Below are 13,706 nucleotides of genomic sequence, written 5' to 3'. Positions count from 1 at the left end.
CCGGGTGAACCGGGCGGCTGACTCGGGTTCGGCCGCCGTCGGCGCGCTGCGCGGCGCGGCGAGGGCTGCCTCGGCGCCGGGAATGGACATGTCCAGCCGAGTCTCGATGCGCTCCACGCGTTGCAGCAGGGCGGATTCGGTGTCACTGGCCGAGGGCAGCAGCAGTCGCGCGCACACGACCTCGAGCAGCAGGCGCGGCGCGGTGGCTCCGCGCATCTCCCCCAGCCCGGCCTGCACCACCTCGGCGTAGCGGGTCAGCGTTGCCGGCCCGATCCGGGTGGCCTGCTCACGCATCCGCTCCAGCACGTCCTCCGGCGCGTCCACCACGCCGCGGCTCGCCGCGTCCGGGACGGCCTGCAGCAGGATCAGGTCGCGGAACCGCTCCAGCAGATCGGTGGCGAAACGCCGTGGGTCGTGGCCGGCATCGATCACCGACTCCACCGCACCGAACAGCGCCGCGGCGTCGGCGGCGGCCAGCGCGTCCACGGCGTCGTCGATCAGGGCCATGTCGGTGGCGCCGAGGAGGCCCAGCGCCCGCTGATAGGTCACGTGGGCGCCTTCGGCGCCGGCCACCAGCTGATCTAGCACCGAAAGGGTGTCGCGCGGCGAGCCGCCGCCGGCGCGGATCACCAGCGGGTAGACGGCGTCGTCGACGGCGACGCCCTCCTGTTCGCAGATCCGAGCGATCAACGCGCGCATGGTCTTCGGCGGCAGCAGCCGGAACGGGTAGTGATGGGTGCGCGACCGGATGGTCGGCAGCACCTTCTCCGGTTCGGTGGTGGCGAAGATGAAGATCAGGTGCTCGGGGGGCTCCTCGACGATCTTGAGCAGCGCGTTGAAGCCCGCCGTGGTCACCATGTGCGCCTCGTCGACGATGAACACGCGGTAGCGCGACTGGGCCGGCGCGTAGAACGCGCGGTCGCGCAGCTCGCGGGTGTCGTCCACACCGCCGTGGCTGGCGGCGTCGAGTTCGACCACGTCGATGCTGCCGGGGGCGTTGGGCGCCAGCGCCTGGCAGGAATCGCACACCCCACAGGGGGTGGCCGTCGGCCCCTGCGCGCAGTTCAGCGAGCGGGCCAGAATGCGCGCCGAGGAAGTCTTCCCGCAGCCGCGCGGCCCGGAGAACAGGTAGGCGTGGTTGATCCGGCTTGCCTCCAGCGCGATGGACAGCGGCTCGGTGACGTGCTCCTGGCCCACCACTTCGGCGAAGGTTGCCGGTCGGTACTTGCGGTAGAGGGCCACGGTCAGCAGGTTACCGGCGTCCGCCGACGACGATGCGGCCCGGCGGGGTCGGCTAGTTCACACTCGAGGCGGACGACGCCAGCAGCGACTCCGACGCCGCGAGCAAGGCGCAGGTGGCCAGGCCGTCGACGGCCTCGCGCAGGTCCGGCAGCGACGGAAACGTCGGCGCGATCCGAATGTTGGTGTCCTTCGGATCTTTCCGATACGGGAACGACGCACCGGCCTCGGTCACCGCGATACCGGCGTCCTTGGCCAGCGCGACGGTCCGCTTGGCCGTGCCGGGCAGCACGTCGAGGCTGATGAAGTAGCCGCCCTTCGGGTCGGTCCACGACGCGATCTTGGAGTCGCTGAGCCGCTGATCCAGGATCTCGGCGGCCAGGGCGAACTTGGGCGCCAGGATCTGCTGGTGCCGCAGCATGTGCAGGCGCACGCCGTCGGCGTCGCGGAAGAAGCGCAGGTGCCGCAGCTGGTTGACCTTGTCGGGTCCGATCGACTTCTTCGACGCGTACTGCAGGTACCACGCGATGTTGCCCAGCGATCCGCCCAAGAAGCTCACGCCGGCGCCGGCGAAGGTGATCTTGGAGGTGGACGCGAACACGTACGGGCGATGGGGGTTGCCGGCGGCGGCCGCCAGCCCGAGCACGTCGACCTGCCGGACGAAGTCGTGGGTCAGAGTGTGCACCGCATAGGCGTTGTCCCAGAACAGCCGGAAGTCCGGCGCCGCCGTCCGCATCTGGACCAGCCGCAGGACGGTGTCCCAGGAGTAGGTGACCCCGGTCGGGTTGCCGAACACCGGCACCGTCCACATGCCCTTGATGGCCGGGTCGGCGGCGACCAGCTCTTCGATCAGGTCGACGTCGGGCCCGTCGGACAGCACCGGGACTCCGATCATCTCGATGCCCATCGTCTCGGTGATGGCGAAGTGCCGGTCGTAGCCGGGGACGGGGCACAGGAACTTGACGGTCGGTTCGTCCTTCCACGGCCGCTGCGAGTCCACGCCGCCGTACAGCATCGAGAAGGCGACGAGGTCGTGCATCAGTTCCAGGCTGGAGTTGTTGCCCGCGATCAGGTTCTGCACCGGGATGCCGAGCAGCTCGCCGAAGATGGCCCGCAGTTCGGGCAGGCCGTGCAGGCCGCCGTAGTTGCGGGTATCGGTGCCCTCGCTGTCGCGGTAGTCGTCGCCGGGCAGGCTCAGCAGCTGGTTGGACAGGTCCAGCTGGGCGGGGGCCGGTTTCCCGCGGGTCAGGTCCAGAGAAAGCTTCTTGGCCTGCAGATCCGCGTAATCCTGCTGGTGGCGGGCGTTTGCGGCCGCGAGCTCGGCCGGGGTGAGGGACTCCAGCGACACCGTGAACCCTTTCGCTGTCGGCATTGGTGGCGACCGCAAGCGCGGCGCCAGGGGTACCTCCCGCTTGCGGGGGACCGGGCGCGGCGGGTCGTCACTGATGATGCAAAGCGGCGATCGCAAGCGCGGCAGCCCCGCGCGCAGCGGGTCGGCACCCATTTGACCTAGGGGACCCCGCGCACCCGACAGAGCCCATTGACCCTTGCTGCCTTCCGGCCCTGGGGGAGTTCACAGGATAGACGCCGCGCGGGGTCCAGCGATGAGTCTAATACCTGCCCCGGGGTGGACGACGAGCAACTGGCGGCCGCCGTTGGGCCCTCGGTTACCATGGCCACGGAGGATTCGCCTAGTGGCCTATGGCGCTCGCCTGGAACGCGGGTTGGGTTAACAGCCCTCGCGGGTTCAAATCCCGCATCCTCCGCCATTTGTCCGCCGAGCGGACAGGTACGAATTGATCTGGATTCGGGTCGGCCGCCTTTAGGCTGGCATGAATTCACCAGCACGAGGAGGGGTATGGGGCGCAAGATCGCCGTGCCATGGCACCTGGTGTTCGCCCTCGTTGCCGGCGCCCTCTACTTCTTCTTCGTGTTGCCCCGCTGGCCGGAGCTGATGGGCGACACCTCACGCACGCTGGGGATGGCGCTGCGCATCCTGACGGGTGCCCTCATCGCGCTCGCGGCGCTACCGGTGGTGTTCACCCAGCTGCGCACCCGCAAGCCCGAGCTGGGGACGCCGCAGCTGGCCTTGTCCATCAGGATCTGGTCGATCGTGGCCCACGTGCTGGCTGGTGTGCTGATCATCGGGGCGGCGATCAGCGAGATCTGGCTGAGCCTGGACGCCGCCGGGCGGTGGTTGTTCGGCATCTACGGCGCCGCCGCCGCGATCGCGTTGCTCGGCATTTTCGCCTTCTACCTCTCCTTCGTGGCCGAGCTGCCCCCGCCGCCGCCCAAACCGATCAAGGCGAAGAAGCCCAAGAAGCGTCGCGTGCGGCGCAAGACGGGCGAGGAGGCCGACACCGAGACGGCCGCCGACGAGGCCGAAACCGCCGAGGCGGACGAGGCCGAGGCCGCCGCCGGGGAAGTCGAAGAGACCGAGGACGCCGAGCAGGCTGAGCCTGCAGCGGAACCCGCCGAAGTCATCGCCGAAACCGACAAAATCGACAAAACCGCCGAGGACGCCGAGGACGCCGAGGACGCCGAAGCCACCGTGCCGAAGCCGAAGCCGGCGACCGAGGCAACACCGATCGAGGACGCCGAAGCGGTCGAGGCCGACGAGGCAGACGAGTCGCGGGCCAAATTGCGTAACCGGCGCCCGACCGGCAAGGGGTCGCACCGGATGCGGCGCAGGCGCACGCGGACCGGTGTTGCCCTGGACGAAACCGTCGACGAGAACTAGTCAGCGGCGCCGCAGCCGCTCCACATAGGCGGCGATCCGTCCCAGCGTCGTCGGTGCCCCACATCCGACGAACCTCGTCATCCACGCCGCGGGCCTCTTGGATCCGCGCCGTCGTCGGGGCATGCAACTGGGTCTTGGTCTGCCGGTAGGCGTCGGGCGGGATGCTGCCCAGGTCCGACGCCTCCGCCAGCGCCGCCTCGAGGAGCTCGTCGTCGACGACGCGGTGGGCCAGTCCGCGGGCCACCGCCTCCGCGCCCCGATAGTTGCGGCCGCCCAGCAGCACCTCGTCGGCGTGCACCCCGCACGCGTACCGCATGACCTCCAGCGCGGCGACCGGGAACGGCACCCCGACGCGCACCTCGGCCGCGCCGATCTGCGCCTGCGGGCTGATCAGGCGGCGGTCGCAGGCGCACGCGAGGACGCAGCCGCCCGCGATGGCGGCACCGTTGATCGCGGCGACGGTGGGTCCCGGATAGCCGAACATCGCCTCGAAGGCCGCGGACAGCGCGGGGACCAGCCGATCGGTGTAGCCGGCGCCGCCCTGCACCACGCGGTTGAGGTCCACGCCGGCACTGAAGGCGCGGCCGGCACCGGTGACGACCAGCGCGCCGGCGTCCGAACGCGCCAGCTCGTTCACCGCCGAGGCCAGCTCTTCGAGCAGCTCGACGTCCTGGGCGTTGACCGGACCCGACGACAGGGTCAGCACCTGCACGGATCCCACGGTGTCGGTGTCGATCATGATCATCCCTTCGTTCAGCGGCCGACGGCCGCGAGGACCACGGGAATGTCCGTGTTCTCGTCGGTGTGATAACTCGCGCAGACGCGGTGGTAGCCGTCGGCGATCTGCACCGCAACCCCGGTGCGGAAGTCACCGCGCACCAGCAGGATGGGTGACAGCGGCAGGCCCTTCTCGATCTTGGTCAGGTCCGCGGCGACGTGCGGATTGTCCACCGGCAGCAGGCCCAGCTGCGCCGCCCGCAGAATGTCCTTGGCCTTGCGGTGTGTCACCGTCCCGGACTTGAGCTTTTTGATCGCCTTTTTCACGGTCTGCGCGCCCGCAACCATGCTGAGGTAGTCCGCTGCGGCCGGAAAGTCATGGGCCTCAGGCTTTTCCAACCATTTCACGCTGAGCATTGCGGTACTCCCTTCGCCGGCTCCGACACCGACGCAGCCTACCGCCGGGCCGGCCGAAGTTTGGGATCGGTAGCGGCTGTCGCCGTCTGTACTGGCGCCAGGACGACGCCATCGGGGCGGCGCACGAAGGAAGGAACCACAAGTGAAACGTCTTCTCGCAGCTGCGATTGGGGCCCTGGGCTGCGCCGCGGCTTCAGTGGCCCTGGTGGGGTGCTCGAGCGGCGGCCACTCGGCCGCACCGGCGTCGAGCACGGCGCCCAGCGCCTCCACGGGCACCAGCGCGCAGGTCAAGGTGGGCGGTACCGACCTCGCGGGCGTGAACCCGGCGTCGGTGACCTGCATACGGACCGGCGGCAAGATCAACATCGGCAGCGGCTCCACGGGCGGTGCCCAGCAGGCGCTGGCCGTGGTGCTCACCGACGAGGCCAACCCGAAGGTGCAGTCGCTCGCCCTGGTTGTCGACGGCAACGCCCTGGCGGTCAGCGACAACATGGGCGCGAAGGTGGGTTCGGCGAACGTCGCGGTGGACGGCAAGACCTACACCATCACCGGTCAGGCGCAGGGCGCCGACATGAAGAACCCGATGGCGGGAATGATCACCAAGGACTTCAACATCAAGGTGTCCTGCGGCTGATCGGTTGCGGCCCTCGAGCGGCGGACGTGCCTCACTCACGCGTCCGCCGCTCGCGGTTTGGCCAACCAGGCAACGCCCGCGGACTTATGATGCAGCCGTGTCGATCCCGGACGAGCTGGACAAGGCGCGTCGTTTGGCGTTCGCCGCCGATGAGGCAGGTGCCCGCGAACTGCTGCTGTCGCTGATTCCGCGGATCGAACGCGACGACCGGGATGACCTCATGCTGGAAGCCTTTGGGCAGCTTGGCGAGATCTACCTGGCACGGGGGGCGTACGACGGGGTCCGCGAATCCATCCGGCGCGTCGAAGACTGCCTGGCGATCTACGCCGCTATCGCCGCGGGCACGATGCCGGATGCGGCCCAGCGGGTGCGGCTGTCCGACGGCGAGATCTCGCGGATGACCCGCCGGTACTCGCGACGGGCGCAGTTCCTGCGCACCGGGTTGGCCGCCGCACTGGGCGATCACGAGGCCGCGGCGGCCGGGCTGGAGTCGTTGTGCGCCAACGACTCCGGAGACGACCACCCCGACCTCGCCGGCGAACATCGGTACCTGTGCACCTACGCGCGGATCCGGTGCGCCACCGCGTTGTGCGACGACGACCTGCATGTGCGATCAGTTCCGTTGTGGGAACAGGTTCGTGACAACATCGGTCAAGCCGGCGATGGTGGCGAGCGCGCCGACCACCTGTGGATCACCGGCGCCACCGGGTACGGCAGGTTCTGCGTGGAAACGGGGCGGTTGAAGGAGGCCGAGCCATGGCTGCGCCGCGCCGAAGCGCGGGCGGCCGCCAAGGGTTGGGAACTAGCCACAGCCAGAGCGCAATTGGAGCGCGCTGCGGCGCGCTGGGCGGCCAGCGACCATGCCGGCACCGAGGATCTTGTCGGTCAGGCCTACCCCGTCATCGCCCGCCACGACCGGGCCAACGACGTCGCCCGGTGCTGGCTGTACCTGGGACTCACCCGACTGGGATCCGGTGCCCTGGAAGCCGCCGACGAATGCTGGGGACATGCCGAACGGCACTGGCGCGAACTGGGAAAGCCGCTGCCCCTGCATCGGATCCTATTGCAGCGCAGCTGGATCGCCATCTTCTGGAGCCGCTTTTCCGACGCCGTCGAGCTCATCGCGCAGGCCCGCGAATTGCTGGACTCCTCGCCACGCAGCAGCTGGCTGCAGTACGCCCAGCTGGACAATCATCTCGGAACGGTCTGGCGCGCTGACGCTTTGGCGGACCTGGGTTTTGACAGCTCGGGCGACCCCGACGAGACGCTGCAGGAAACCGAGGCGCGTCAGGCCGAGGGGCTCGGCATCCTGCGCGGCGAGGTCGGCACGCCGGAGTACCGGCGCGGAATGTCCAAGCTCGAACAGGCAGCCGAGCTCAAGGTGCCGGCCGCCCTGGCGGTCGACTCGGTGCGTTATTCGATTGCCGACGCCGATGCGCGGGCACGCTGGGCCGCCGGCATCTCGGCACCCATCCTGGCCGGTGCCTTCGCGGTGGCCTGGGAGTGGGAGAACACCGTGCTGATCAGCGAGCTGGTCGAATACCACAGCGCACGAGGCGCTTTCGAGGGGCTGCAGCGACCGCGGCTCGGCGAGTGGGCTTCGACGGCCGTCGCATCGGTTCCCGTCGAGGCGGAAACGGAACCCGCCGCGCTGACCGCCGCGGGCCCGCCGATTGCGGGTGGCGCGTCGTTGACGAGGCTGGGCCCGTTGCCGCCGTTGCAAATGCAACCGGGGGCGGCGCCGATCCTGAGTCACTATCGGGCGCTGGCTTTGCAGCGCTACGGGCGCGAGGTCACCGCGGCCGAGCCCGCCTGGTCGACGTTCCCATGAGTGAGCCCGACCGGCCGACCCTGGTGCTGCGCTACGCCGACCTGGGCATCGCCACCTACGCCAGTCTGCGGATCGTCGGCCAGCCGTCCAGAACCGTCACCTGGGTGCTGGAAGAACCCCTGCTGCTGAGCGCGCTGCAGGAACTCACCGCTGCCCTGCCCGAGCCGCACGGCGCCGAAAGCCGGCGCGACGCCATCGAGCGCGCGCTGACCACGGGACCGTTCGCCACGCCGGACACCGAACTCACAGTCGCCTACATCCTCGGGGTGTTGCTCATCGGCACGGCGGGGTGGCAGCTGCTGGCCGAATGCGCGGCCTCGCCGCGGGCGGTGCTGTTCGTCTCGCCCAGCGCACGGCTGGCCCGGGTGCCGTGGGGGCTGCTGGCGATCCCGAAATCGGGTCCGAGCAAAGAAGAACTGGTGCGTGCGCGCCAGGATGCGATCACCTCCAGCGGCCGCACTGCGGCCCAAATCCCTTGGCGGCTGGCCAAAATCGCGGAGTTGACCGACGGCCATCGGTTGATGGAACTGGTCGACGTGCTGATGGCGGTGCCGCCCAACATCGTGCACTCGCCGCGCACCCCGGGCGACTGGGAGGCCCGGCGCGATGGGCCACCGCTGCTGATTCTGGATCCTCGGGTGCCGGGTCAACGGCCCGATGCCGCCCTCGGATCGGTGCTGGGTAGGCCCGCGCCGGACACGCCGGTGGCGCAGCACTTCGCCGATCTCATGCGGCGCCGGCCCGTGCTGCCACACGTCGACACCAGCGTCGACCTGTTCCGCCGCCAGGACGCCGACCGCGGGTGGCTCGCCGACCTGCTCGGTCAGCACCCGTGCCGGCTGCTCTACGTTGGCCATGCGAGTTCGGCGGACGACCAGCACGATCACCCAACCCGGGCGGACCGGGCGGCCCTGCATTTGGCCGATACGGCGGACATCCCCGGCGATGCCGACGCGATCGGCGACCACCGCCCACTGACCGCTTCGGACCTGATGACCCTGCGGTTGCCGATGCCGCCCCGGGTAGCGCTGCTGGCCTGCGGATCCGGCGGTGACTATCAGTTCGACGAGGCCACCGGGCTGGTGGCGGCGATGATCCTGAACGGCGCGCAGCTGGTGACCGCGACGTTGTGGTCGCTGCCGACGACCGCCGCCTACCGGCAATTCACCGGGTCGACCGACACGGTCGGCGACCAGCCGGGCGATCCGATGGCCGATCTGGCGGCTGCCGTGGACACCGCCCACGACACCGCCGAGGAGGCGGGATGCGCGGTGAATCTGTGGCAGCGGGAACGGATGCGGCGCTGGCGCGACGGTCATGCCGAGGCCAGCCCGCTGTATTGGGCGGCCTTGGTCACGTTCGCCGTGGACGGCGCGCGGTAGCGCTCACAGCGAGGCCACCCAGGCCGCGTGAACGGCCAGCACGTCGTCGGGCAGCGAAAGCTCCTCGCGGGCCGTCGGATCGAAGGCCACCAGCACGACCAGGCCCGGCCGCAGCACGGACAGGTCCGGGCCGCCGTCGCACTGCGCCAGCTTGCCGATGAACGTCTCCCCCGAAACGGCCACCACCTCGATGAAGACCTGGCGCTTGACCTTGCGCACGGTTCCGACCCCCACGGTGCGATTTCCGGCGCCGCGACGGCGGCGCGACCGGAGCCATTCGGCCAGCGGCAACAGCGTGTTCATGCGATCAGCGTCCCGCCGCGCACCGGCTACCGAACCCAACTTTGTGGCTGCCACAACGTTTGCAATGGCCCTATTCTGTGCAGATGAGCGCGGACCCGCAGGTAGCGACCGCCGTGGCGGGCGAGGCGGCGGGCCATCCGCGGCGCTCGGTGATCGAGGCGGCGTGGCGGGCCATCGGCCCCGGTGTCGAGGTGCTCAGCGGTGACGACGGCGGCCCGTTGAGCCGGACCGTCAAACGCATCCTCGACCCGTTGGTGCTGCGACTGCGATCCAATCCCGGCTATTCGGCCCCGGTCGTCACGCCCGAGACGGCGGCGGCCATGCACGATCTCATCGTCGGTTGCGGCTCCGAATTGCGCTCGGCCGCAGCCTGGTTCGACGCGCTCAAGCTCGAGCGCCGCAGGCAGCGGATTCGCACCGGGAACGCCCAGGAACTGTATTTCCCGGTCTGCTTCGAACTCGCCGTGACGAAAGGCCCACCGACGCCGCAGGATTACGAGACCGCGGCGGCGGTGCTCGGCGACATCCACCGCGATCGCGATCGCACGGCGATCGAGGTCCTCCATCGATACGTAGCCGATGCCGATGTCGTTGCGACGCTGGCCGAACAGTTGGAACGCAGTTGGCGCGACGTCCGGGCGGGAGAAGCCGTCATCGAACCGTTGCGGGCCGAGCTCGGCACGGTGTTGGGTGCGGCCGCCGGCCATGGCGCTGCGGCGGCCCGTCAGCGCGTCTGGTCGGCGATGATCACCGACCCCACCCCGTACAACCTGGGCGCGCTGGCCCGCACCGTCACCGACCAACTGCCCTGGTCAATCGTCGCGCTGGGACTGAGTTCTGTTGCCCCGCAACGCCCTCCGGCGATTTCACCGGGTGCCGACGGCGACCGCCCGCTGGATCGCAGTGTGGTGGACCGGGTACGGGCGACCCTGCGACGCGCCCTGGATCGCGACGCGTTACCCGAAATTCCCATGTTGTGCGAGGAAGAGGTCGACCGAGCCTGCGCGCCGTGGGGGCTGCTGGCCGAAGACAAACAAGCCACGCTGGTGGCCGGCATCGAGGTCGCGGTCGAGCTGGCTCCGCTGGACCCGTCCGCGTCGTGCCGCTACGACCTGGCCACGCAGATACAGGCGCGGCTGCGCAAGGAAGCGTACGTGTTGCACGCCCGGCGGTATCTGGCCGAGAACGGCCCGATTCATCCACGGCAACGGCAAGTGGTCGACGATCTCGCGGCCTTCGCGCAGCCCTACCTGAGCCGACTGTGGGCGCGGCTGCACGGGCGTGACGTCTGGCAGGAAAGCTGTGACGACGTCGACGACGTGCGCGCGCTGCTGGACGGGGTGGCCCGGTCGGTGAGTTTGGATCACCGGCAGCGAATCAAGGCGATGCTGGAATTGCAGGTGGCCGGATGAGACTGGTTGCCGATTCCGGGCTTTGGAGCACAGAGCCGGTAAACCCCGCTGCCGCAACGCCACTGATCGCCCTGCTGGAAGTCAGCGGTGCGGTGCTGTCGTGGACGGTGGACGACCCCGACGACGCGGCGCCGCACATCACGTTCACCGACGTCTCGCGCGCGGACTGGTTGTGGCGGATCGTCGGTGAAGCGGGTCACGTCGCGCTGGTGTCGGCCGTGGACGGGGCGACCGGTCCGCCGCGCAGCATCGAGCTCGCCGGCGTCGACCTCGTGCCGGGCTCGGTCGCCCCGCTGCGCAGGCTCGCCACCGGCCATTGGCTGCGCCGGTGGTGGCCCGCCAGCAGGCAGGACGGACTCGCCGGCCTGGACCGAGCGCTGCTTGACGTCGAGGTTGCGCTGCTGACCGCCGGCGCGCAGGGCTTCTTCGCCGACGACACACTGGATTCGGATGTCACACAGCTGCTTGCGCCGCACGCCGCAGCGCTGATGAACCACGTCCGCAGCGATGATTCACGGGTCGTGGACCTGGTCCGGGCCGGCGCCGGACTCGCCGAAGAGATCGGCGTGGGTGGCGATGAATGGTCTGAACTCACTGCGGCGCTTGATGATTCGAGTCTCATTCTGGCATTGCCCACCGATCGCCGCGATGACTACGCGCTGGCCGCCGGCGCGGCCGCGGATCCGCGCGGCGCGGGCGCGATAGCCCGCGGCATCGCCACCGTCGCCTGGAGCGGGGTTGCGCCCGCGGTCTTCGATGCCGGCGAAAGCACCGTGGGCTGGAGCATCGAGGCCCGCGGCTCGACGGTCGTCGCCGTCGTGCAGGCCGCCGTCATCGGGCCGGACCCGGCTACCGGCATCGCGGTGCGGCTACGTTCCGCAGCCATCGAGGGCCGCGGCACCCTGGACGCCACCGGCCGCGCAACCGTCCAGCTGGCCGACGGCCAGGGGCGTCCCCTGACGGAGTCGGCGGCCTGGGGCCACGACTGGTCGGCGACCTCGGTCCTGGTGGGCGCCGAAACCACGGAAGCCCCGCAAATCCGGCGGCGGGTGCGGCGCTGGGCTCGGGCGCGGCTGGATCGGCCGCCGCGGGATGCCTTCCTCGCTGAGATATTGGCCTCGGAATCTGCCTATTAGGCCTACTAAGAACCCCGGTCATTCCCTATGCTGAGCGAGTGCCAAACACCTATCGAGTGGTTCAGTGGAACACCGGAAACGTCGGCAAGAGCTCGCTGAAATCGATCGTCACCAACCCCACGCTGGAACTGGTGGGCTGCTACGCCTGGTCGCCGGAGAAGGCGGGCCGTGACGCCGGGGAACTTGTCGGGATCGAGCCGCTCGGGATCGCGGCCACCAACGACATCGATGAGCTGCTGGCGCTGAAGCCGGACTGCGTGGTCTACAACCCGATGTGGATCAACGTCGACGAACTGGTCCGCATTCTGTCCGCGGGCGTCAACGTGGTGACCACGGCGTCGTTCATCACCGGCCACAACCTCGGCGAGGGTCGCGACCGCATCTTGGAGGCCTGCGAGAAGGGCGGCTCCACCATCTTCGGGTCCGGCGTCAGCCCCGGCTTCGCCGAACTGTTGGCCATCGTGTCGGCCATGGTCTGCAACCGGATCGACAAGGTCACCGTCAACGAGGCCGCCGACACCACCTTCTACGACTCGCCGGAGACCGAGAAGCCCGTCGGCTTCGGCCAGCCGATCGACCACCCCGACCTGCCGGCGATGGCGGCGAAGGGCACCGCCATTTTCGGCGAGGCCGTCCGGCTGGTGGGTGATGCGCTGGGCGTCGAGCTCGACGAGGTGCGCTGCGTCGCCGAGTTCGCCCAGACCACCGAGGATCTCGTGATGGCGTCGTGGACCATCCCTGCCGGACACGTCGCGGGCACCTACATCAGCTGGCAGGGCATCGTTAACGGCAGGACGCTGATCGACCTCAACGTCCGGTGGAAAAAGGGCCAGACCCTGGAACCCGACTGGAAGATCGAGCAGGATGGCTGGGTCATCCAGATCGACGGCCAGCCGACCGTGACAACCAAGGTCGGCTTCCTGCCGCCGCCGTACTTCGAGGCCACGACGCTCGAGGAATTCATGGACCTCGGCCACATCATGACGGCCGTGCCGGCCATCAACGGGATCGCCGCCGTCGTCGCGGCGGCGCCAGGCATCGCCACCTACGCCGATCTTCCGCTGACACTGCCGCGCGGCAACGCAAAGATCTAGTTTCCACGCACCGTCGGTCGCCGACCGGGCTTGGGATAGCTGCCTTCGCGGATCAGCGCGCGGCGCCGTCGAGCAGCGCGTCGAGGAGTCCGTCGAACTCGGTCGCCGGCGGGCCGCCGGCCGGTATGCCGGTCAGCACGCGCAGCAGCAGGGTGCCGATCAGCGCGTTCGCGACCGAATCGAGATCCGCGTCGGCCTGCAGGTGGCCGTCGCCGGCGGCGCGGCGCAGGCGGGCCAACAGCCCGGCGTGCTGGGGGATGCTGAGCTGTTGGTAGAGCGCCTCGTTATCCACCGCGCTTGCGGCCGCGGCGGCGATCAGCGCGCGTATGAGCGCTGCGCTCGCCGGGTCGGCGATGAATTCGGCGTGCTCGACGAGCCAGGAGCGCAGATCGGCTCGTAGGTCACCGGTGTCGGGGACCTCGAACGAGCCGCCTCGACCGTAGGCGTCCAGGACGGCATCTGCGACGAGTGGGGCTTTCGACGGCCAGCGGCGGTACAACGTCTTCTTGCCCACTTTGGCGTGGGCTGCCACCTTCTCCATCGACAACTCGGCGTAACTGCCCACCGCCAACAGATCCCGGGTGGCCACCAGAATCGCATCGTCAAGCTGCATGTCGCGCGGCCTGCCGCCCCTCATCTGAGGCATGGGGCGAGCTTAGATCAGCCCAAGCCCTTCCAAAGGGTGCGCCACATGCGGTAACTTCCCCTCCAAGCGAGTAACGACACGGACCGTGTCGTTACTGGCACACCACGGCCGCCACGACGAGAGGATCCCGGTGCGCACGCTGCCGCCGTCGGTGC

General features: G+C 69.5%; 12 protein-coding genes, 1 tRNA gene, 1 other RNA gene and 1 pseudogene. 8 read left to right on the top strand and 7 right to left on the bottom strand.

All coding sequences use genetic code 11. From position 1 onward, the window contains the following. The 3 genes from DQP58_RS17220 to ffs form a co-directional block, all read right to left on the bottom strand. Positions 1 to 1,242 (bottom strand): DNA polymerase III subunits gamma/tau (locus tag DQP58_RS17220; RefSeq protein ID WP_112709490.1); only part of this gene is annotated, 1,242 nt, incomplete at its 3' end. A gap of 52 nt (positions 1,243 to 1,294) precedes the next feature. Next, positions 1,295 to 2,587, bottom strand: a complete 1,293-nt coding sequence (locus tag DQP58_RS17215; protein WP_112709495.1) for an aminotransferase — start codon at positions 2,585 to 2,587, stop codon at positions 1,295 to 1,297. A gap of 159 nt (positions 2,588 to 2,746) precedes the next feature. Beyond that, positions 2,747 to 2,843: signal recognition particle sRNA small type (ffs, locus tag DQP58_RS17210), an RNA gene on the bottom strand. Between the two features lie 76 nt (positions 2,844 to 2,919). On the opposite strand from ffs, the gene DQP58_RS17205 reads away from it, so the two are divergent. Together DQP58_RS17205 and DQP58_RS17200 are read left to right on the top strand one after the other, a co-directional pair. Further along, positions 2,920 to 3,008: transfer RNA gene (locus DQP58_RS17205), tRNA-Ser, on the top strand. Positions 3,009 to 3,097: 89 nt separating this feature from the next. Then, entirely contained in the window at positions 3,098 to 3,979 is an 882-nt protein-coding gene (locus DQP58_RS17200) for a hypothetical protein (protein WP_112709489.1), read from the top strand. A gap of 133 nt (positions 3,980 to 4,112) precedes the next feature. Here DQP58_RS17200 and DQP58_RS17195 read toward each other — a convergent pair. After that, positions 4,113 to 4,718 (bottom strand): annotated as a pseudogene (locus DQP58_RS17195) (enoyl-CoA hydratase/isomerase family protein); the annotation flags it as partial. A gap of 14 nt (positions 4,719 to 4,732) precedes the next feature. Then, complete coding sequence (locus DQP58_RS17190; protein ID WP_112709488.1) at positions 4,733 to 5,113, bottom strand: hypothetical protein; 381 nt, start codon at positions 5,111 to 5,113, stop codon at positions 4,733 to 4,735. Between the two features lie 175 nt (positions 5,114 to 5,288). On the opposite strand from DQP58_RS17190, the gene DQP58_RS17185 reads away from it, so the two are divergent. From DQP58_RS17185 to DQP58_RS17175, 3 genes are all read left to right on the top strand, one after another. Continuing rightward, entirely contained in the window at positions 5,289 to 5,747 is a 459-nt protein-coding gene (locus DQP58_RS17185) for a lipoprotein LpqH (RefSeq protein ID WP_205869456.1), read from the top strand. Between the two features lie 97 nt (positions 5,748 to 5,844). Further along, on the top strand, positions 5,845 to 7,578 hold the full coding sequence (locus DQP58_RS17180; protein ID WP_112709486.1) for a hypothetical protein: 1,734 nt from the start codon (positions 5,845 to 5,847) through the stop codon (positions 7,576 to 7,578). Then, positions 7,575 to 8,960 carry a CHAT domain-containing protein gene (locus DQP58_RS17175; protein WP_112709485.1) on the top strand — a complete coding sequence of 462 codons (1,386 nt, stop codon included), beginning with the start codon at positions 7,575 to 7,577 and terminating at the stop codon, positions 8,958 to 8,960. The genes DQP58_RS17180 and DQP58_RS17175 overlap by 4 nt, the downstream gene beginning before the upstream one ends. A gap of 3 nt (positions 8,961 to 8,963) precedes the next feature. Here DQP58_RS17175 and DQP58_RS17170 read toward each other — a convergent pair whose 3' ends face one another. Further along, positions 8,964 to 9,302 carry a hypothetical protein gene (locus tag DQP58_RS17170; protein ID WP_112709494.1) on the bottom strand — a complete coding sequence of 113 codons (339 nt, stop codon included), beginning with the start codon at positions 9,300 to 9,302 and terminating at the stop codon, positions 8,964 to 8,966. A gap of 44 nt (positions 9,303 to 9,346) precedes the next feature. On the opposite strand from DQP58_RS17170, the gene DQP58_RS17165 reads away from it, so the two are divergent. Genes DQP58_RS17165 through DQP58_RS17155 form a run of 3 tightly spaced genes read left to right on the top strand, consistent with a single transcriptional unit; the run spans position 9,347 to position 12,905 of the window. After that, the gene (locus DQP58_RS17165) at positions 9,347 to 10,675 is read left to right on the top strand and encodes a hypothetical protein (protein ID WP_112709484.1); all 1,329 of its coding nucleotides are present in this window, start codon (positions 9,347 to 9,349) and stop codon (positions 10,673 to 10,675) included. Continuing rightward, on the top strand, positions 10,672 to 11,811 hold the full coding sequence (locus DQP58_RS17160; protein ID WP_112709483.1) for a hypothetical protein: 1,140 nt from the start codon (positions 10,672 to 10,674) through the stop codon (positions 11,809 to 11,811). The genes DQP58_RS17165 and DQP58_RS17160 overlap by 4 nt, the downstream gene beginning before the upstream one ends. 38 nt (positions 11,812 to 11,849) lie before the next feature. Further along, positions 11,850 to 12,905, top strand: a complete 1,056-nt coding sequence (locus DQP58_RS17155; protein ID WP_112709482.1) for an NAD(P)H-dependent amine dehydrogenase family protein — start codon at positions 11,850 to 11,852, stop codon at positions 12,903 to 12,905. Between the two features lie 52 nt (positions 12,906 to 12,957). On the opposite strand, the gene DQP58_RS17150 is transcribed toward DQP58_RS17155, so the two are convergent. Continuing rightward, positions 12,958 to 13,551 (bottom strand): TetR/AcrR family transcriptional regulator, encoded by a 594-nt coding sequence (locus tag DQP58_RS17150; protein WP_112709481.1) that lies wholly within the window; start codon positions 13,549 to 13,551, stop codon positions 12,958 to 12,960. Positions 13,552 to 13,706: the final 155 nt, after the last annotated feature.

This window comes from Mycobacterium colombiense (genome assembly GCF_003284975.1).
Taxonomy (GTDB): domain Bacteria; phylum Actinomycetota; class Actinomycetes; order Mycobacteriales; family Mycobacteriaceae; genus Mycobacterium; species Mycobacterium europaeum_A.
Note: the sequence above shows the minus strand (reverse complement) of the source record. Positions and strands in the feature narration are given on the sequence as shown.

What these genes read in the sequence shown, in the direction of transcription:
- DQP58_RS17200 (WP_112709489.1), top strand. Translation starts at nt 3,098, where the DNA reads ATGGGGCGCAAGATCGCCGTGCCATGGCACCTGGTGTTCGCCCTCGTT.
- DQP58_RS17190 (WP_112709488.1), bottom strand. Translation starts at nt 5,113, where the DNA reads ATGCTCAGCGTGAAATGGTTGGAAAAGCCTGAGGCCCATGACTTTCCG.
- DQP58_RS17175 (WP_112709485.1), top strand. Translation starts at nt 7,575, where the DNA reads ATGAGTGAGCCCGACCGGCCGACCCTGGTGCTGCGCTACGCCGACCTG.
- DQP58_RS17165 (WP_112709484.1), top strand. Translation starts at nt 9,347, where the DNA reads ATGAGCGCGGACCCGCAGGTAGCGACCGCCGTGGCGGGCGAGGCGGCG.
- DQP58_RS17160 (WP_112709483.1), top strand. Translation starts at nt 10,672, where the DNA reads ATGAGACTGGTTGCCGATTCCGGGCTTTGGAGCACAGAGCCGGTAAAC.
- DQP58_RS17150 (WP_112709481.1), bottom strand. Translation starts at nt 13,551, where the DNA reads ATGCCTCAGATGAGGGGCGGCAGGCCGCGCGACATGCAGCTTGACGAT.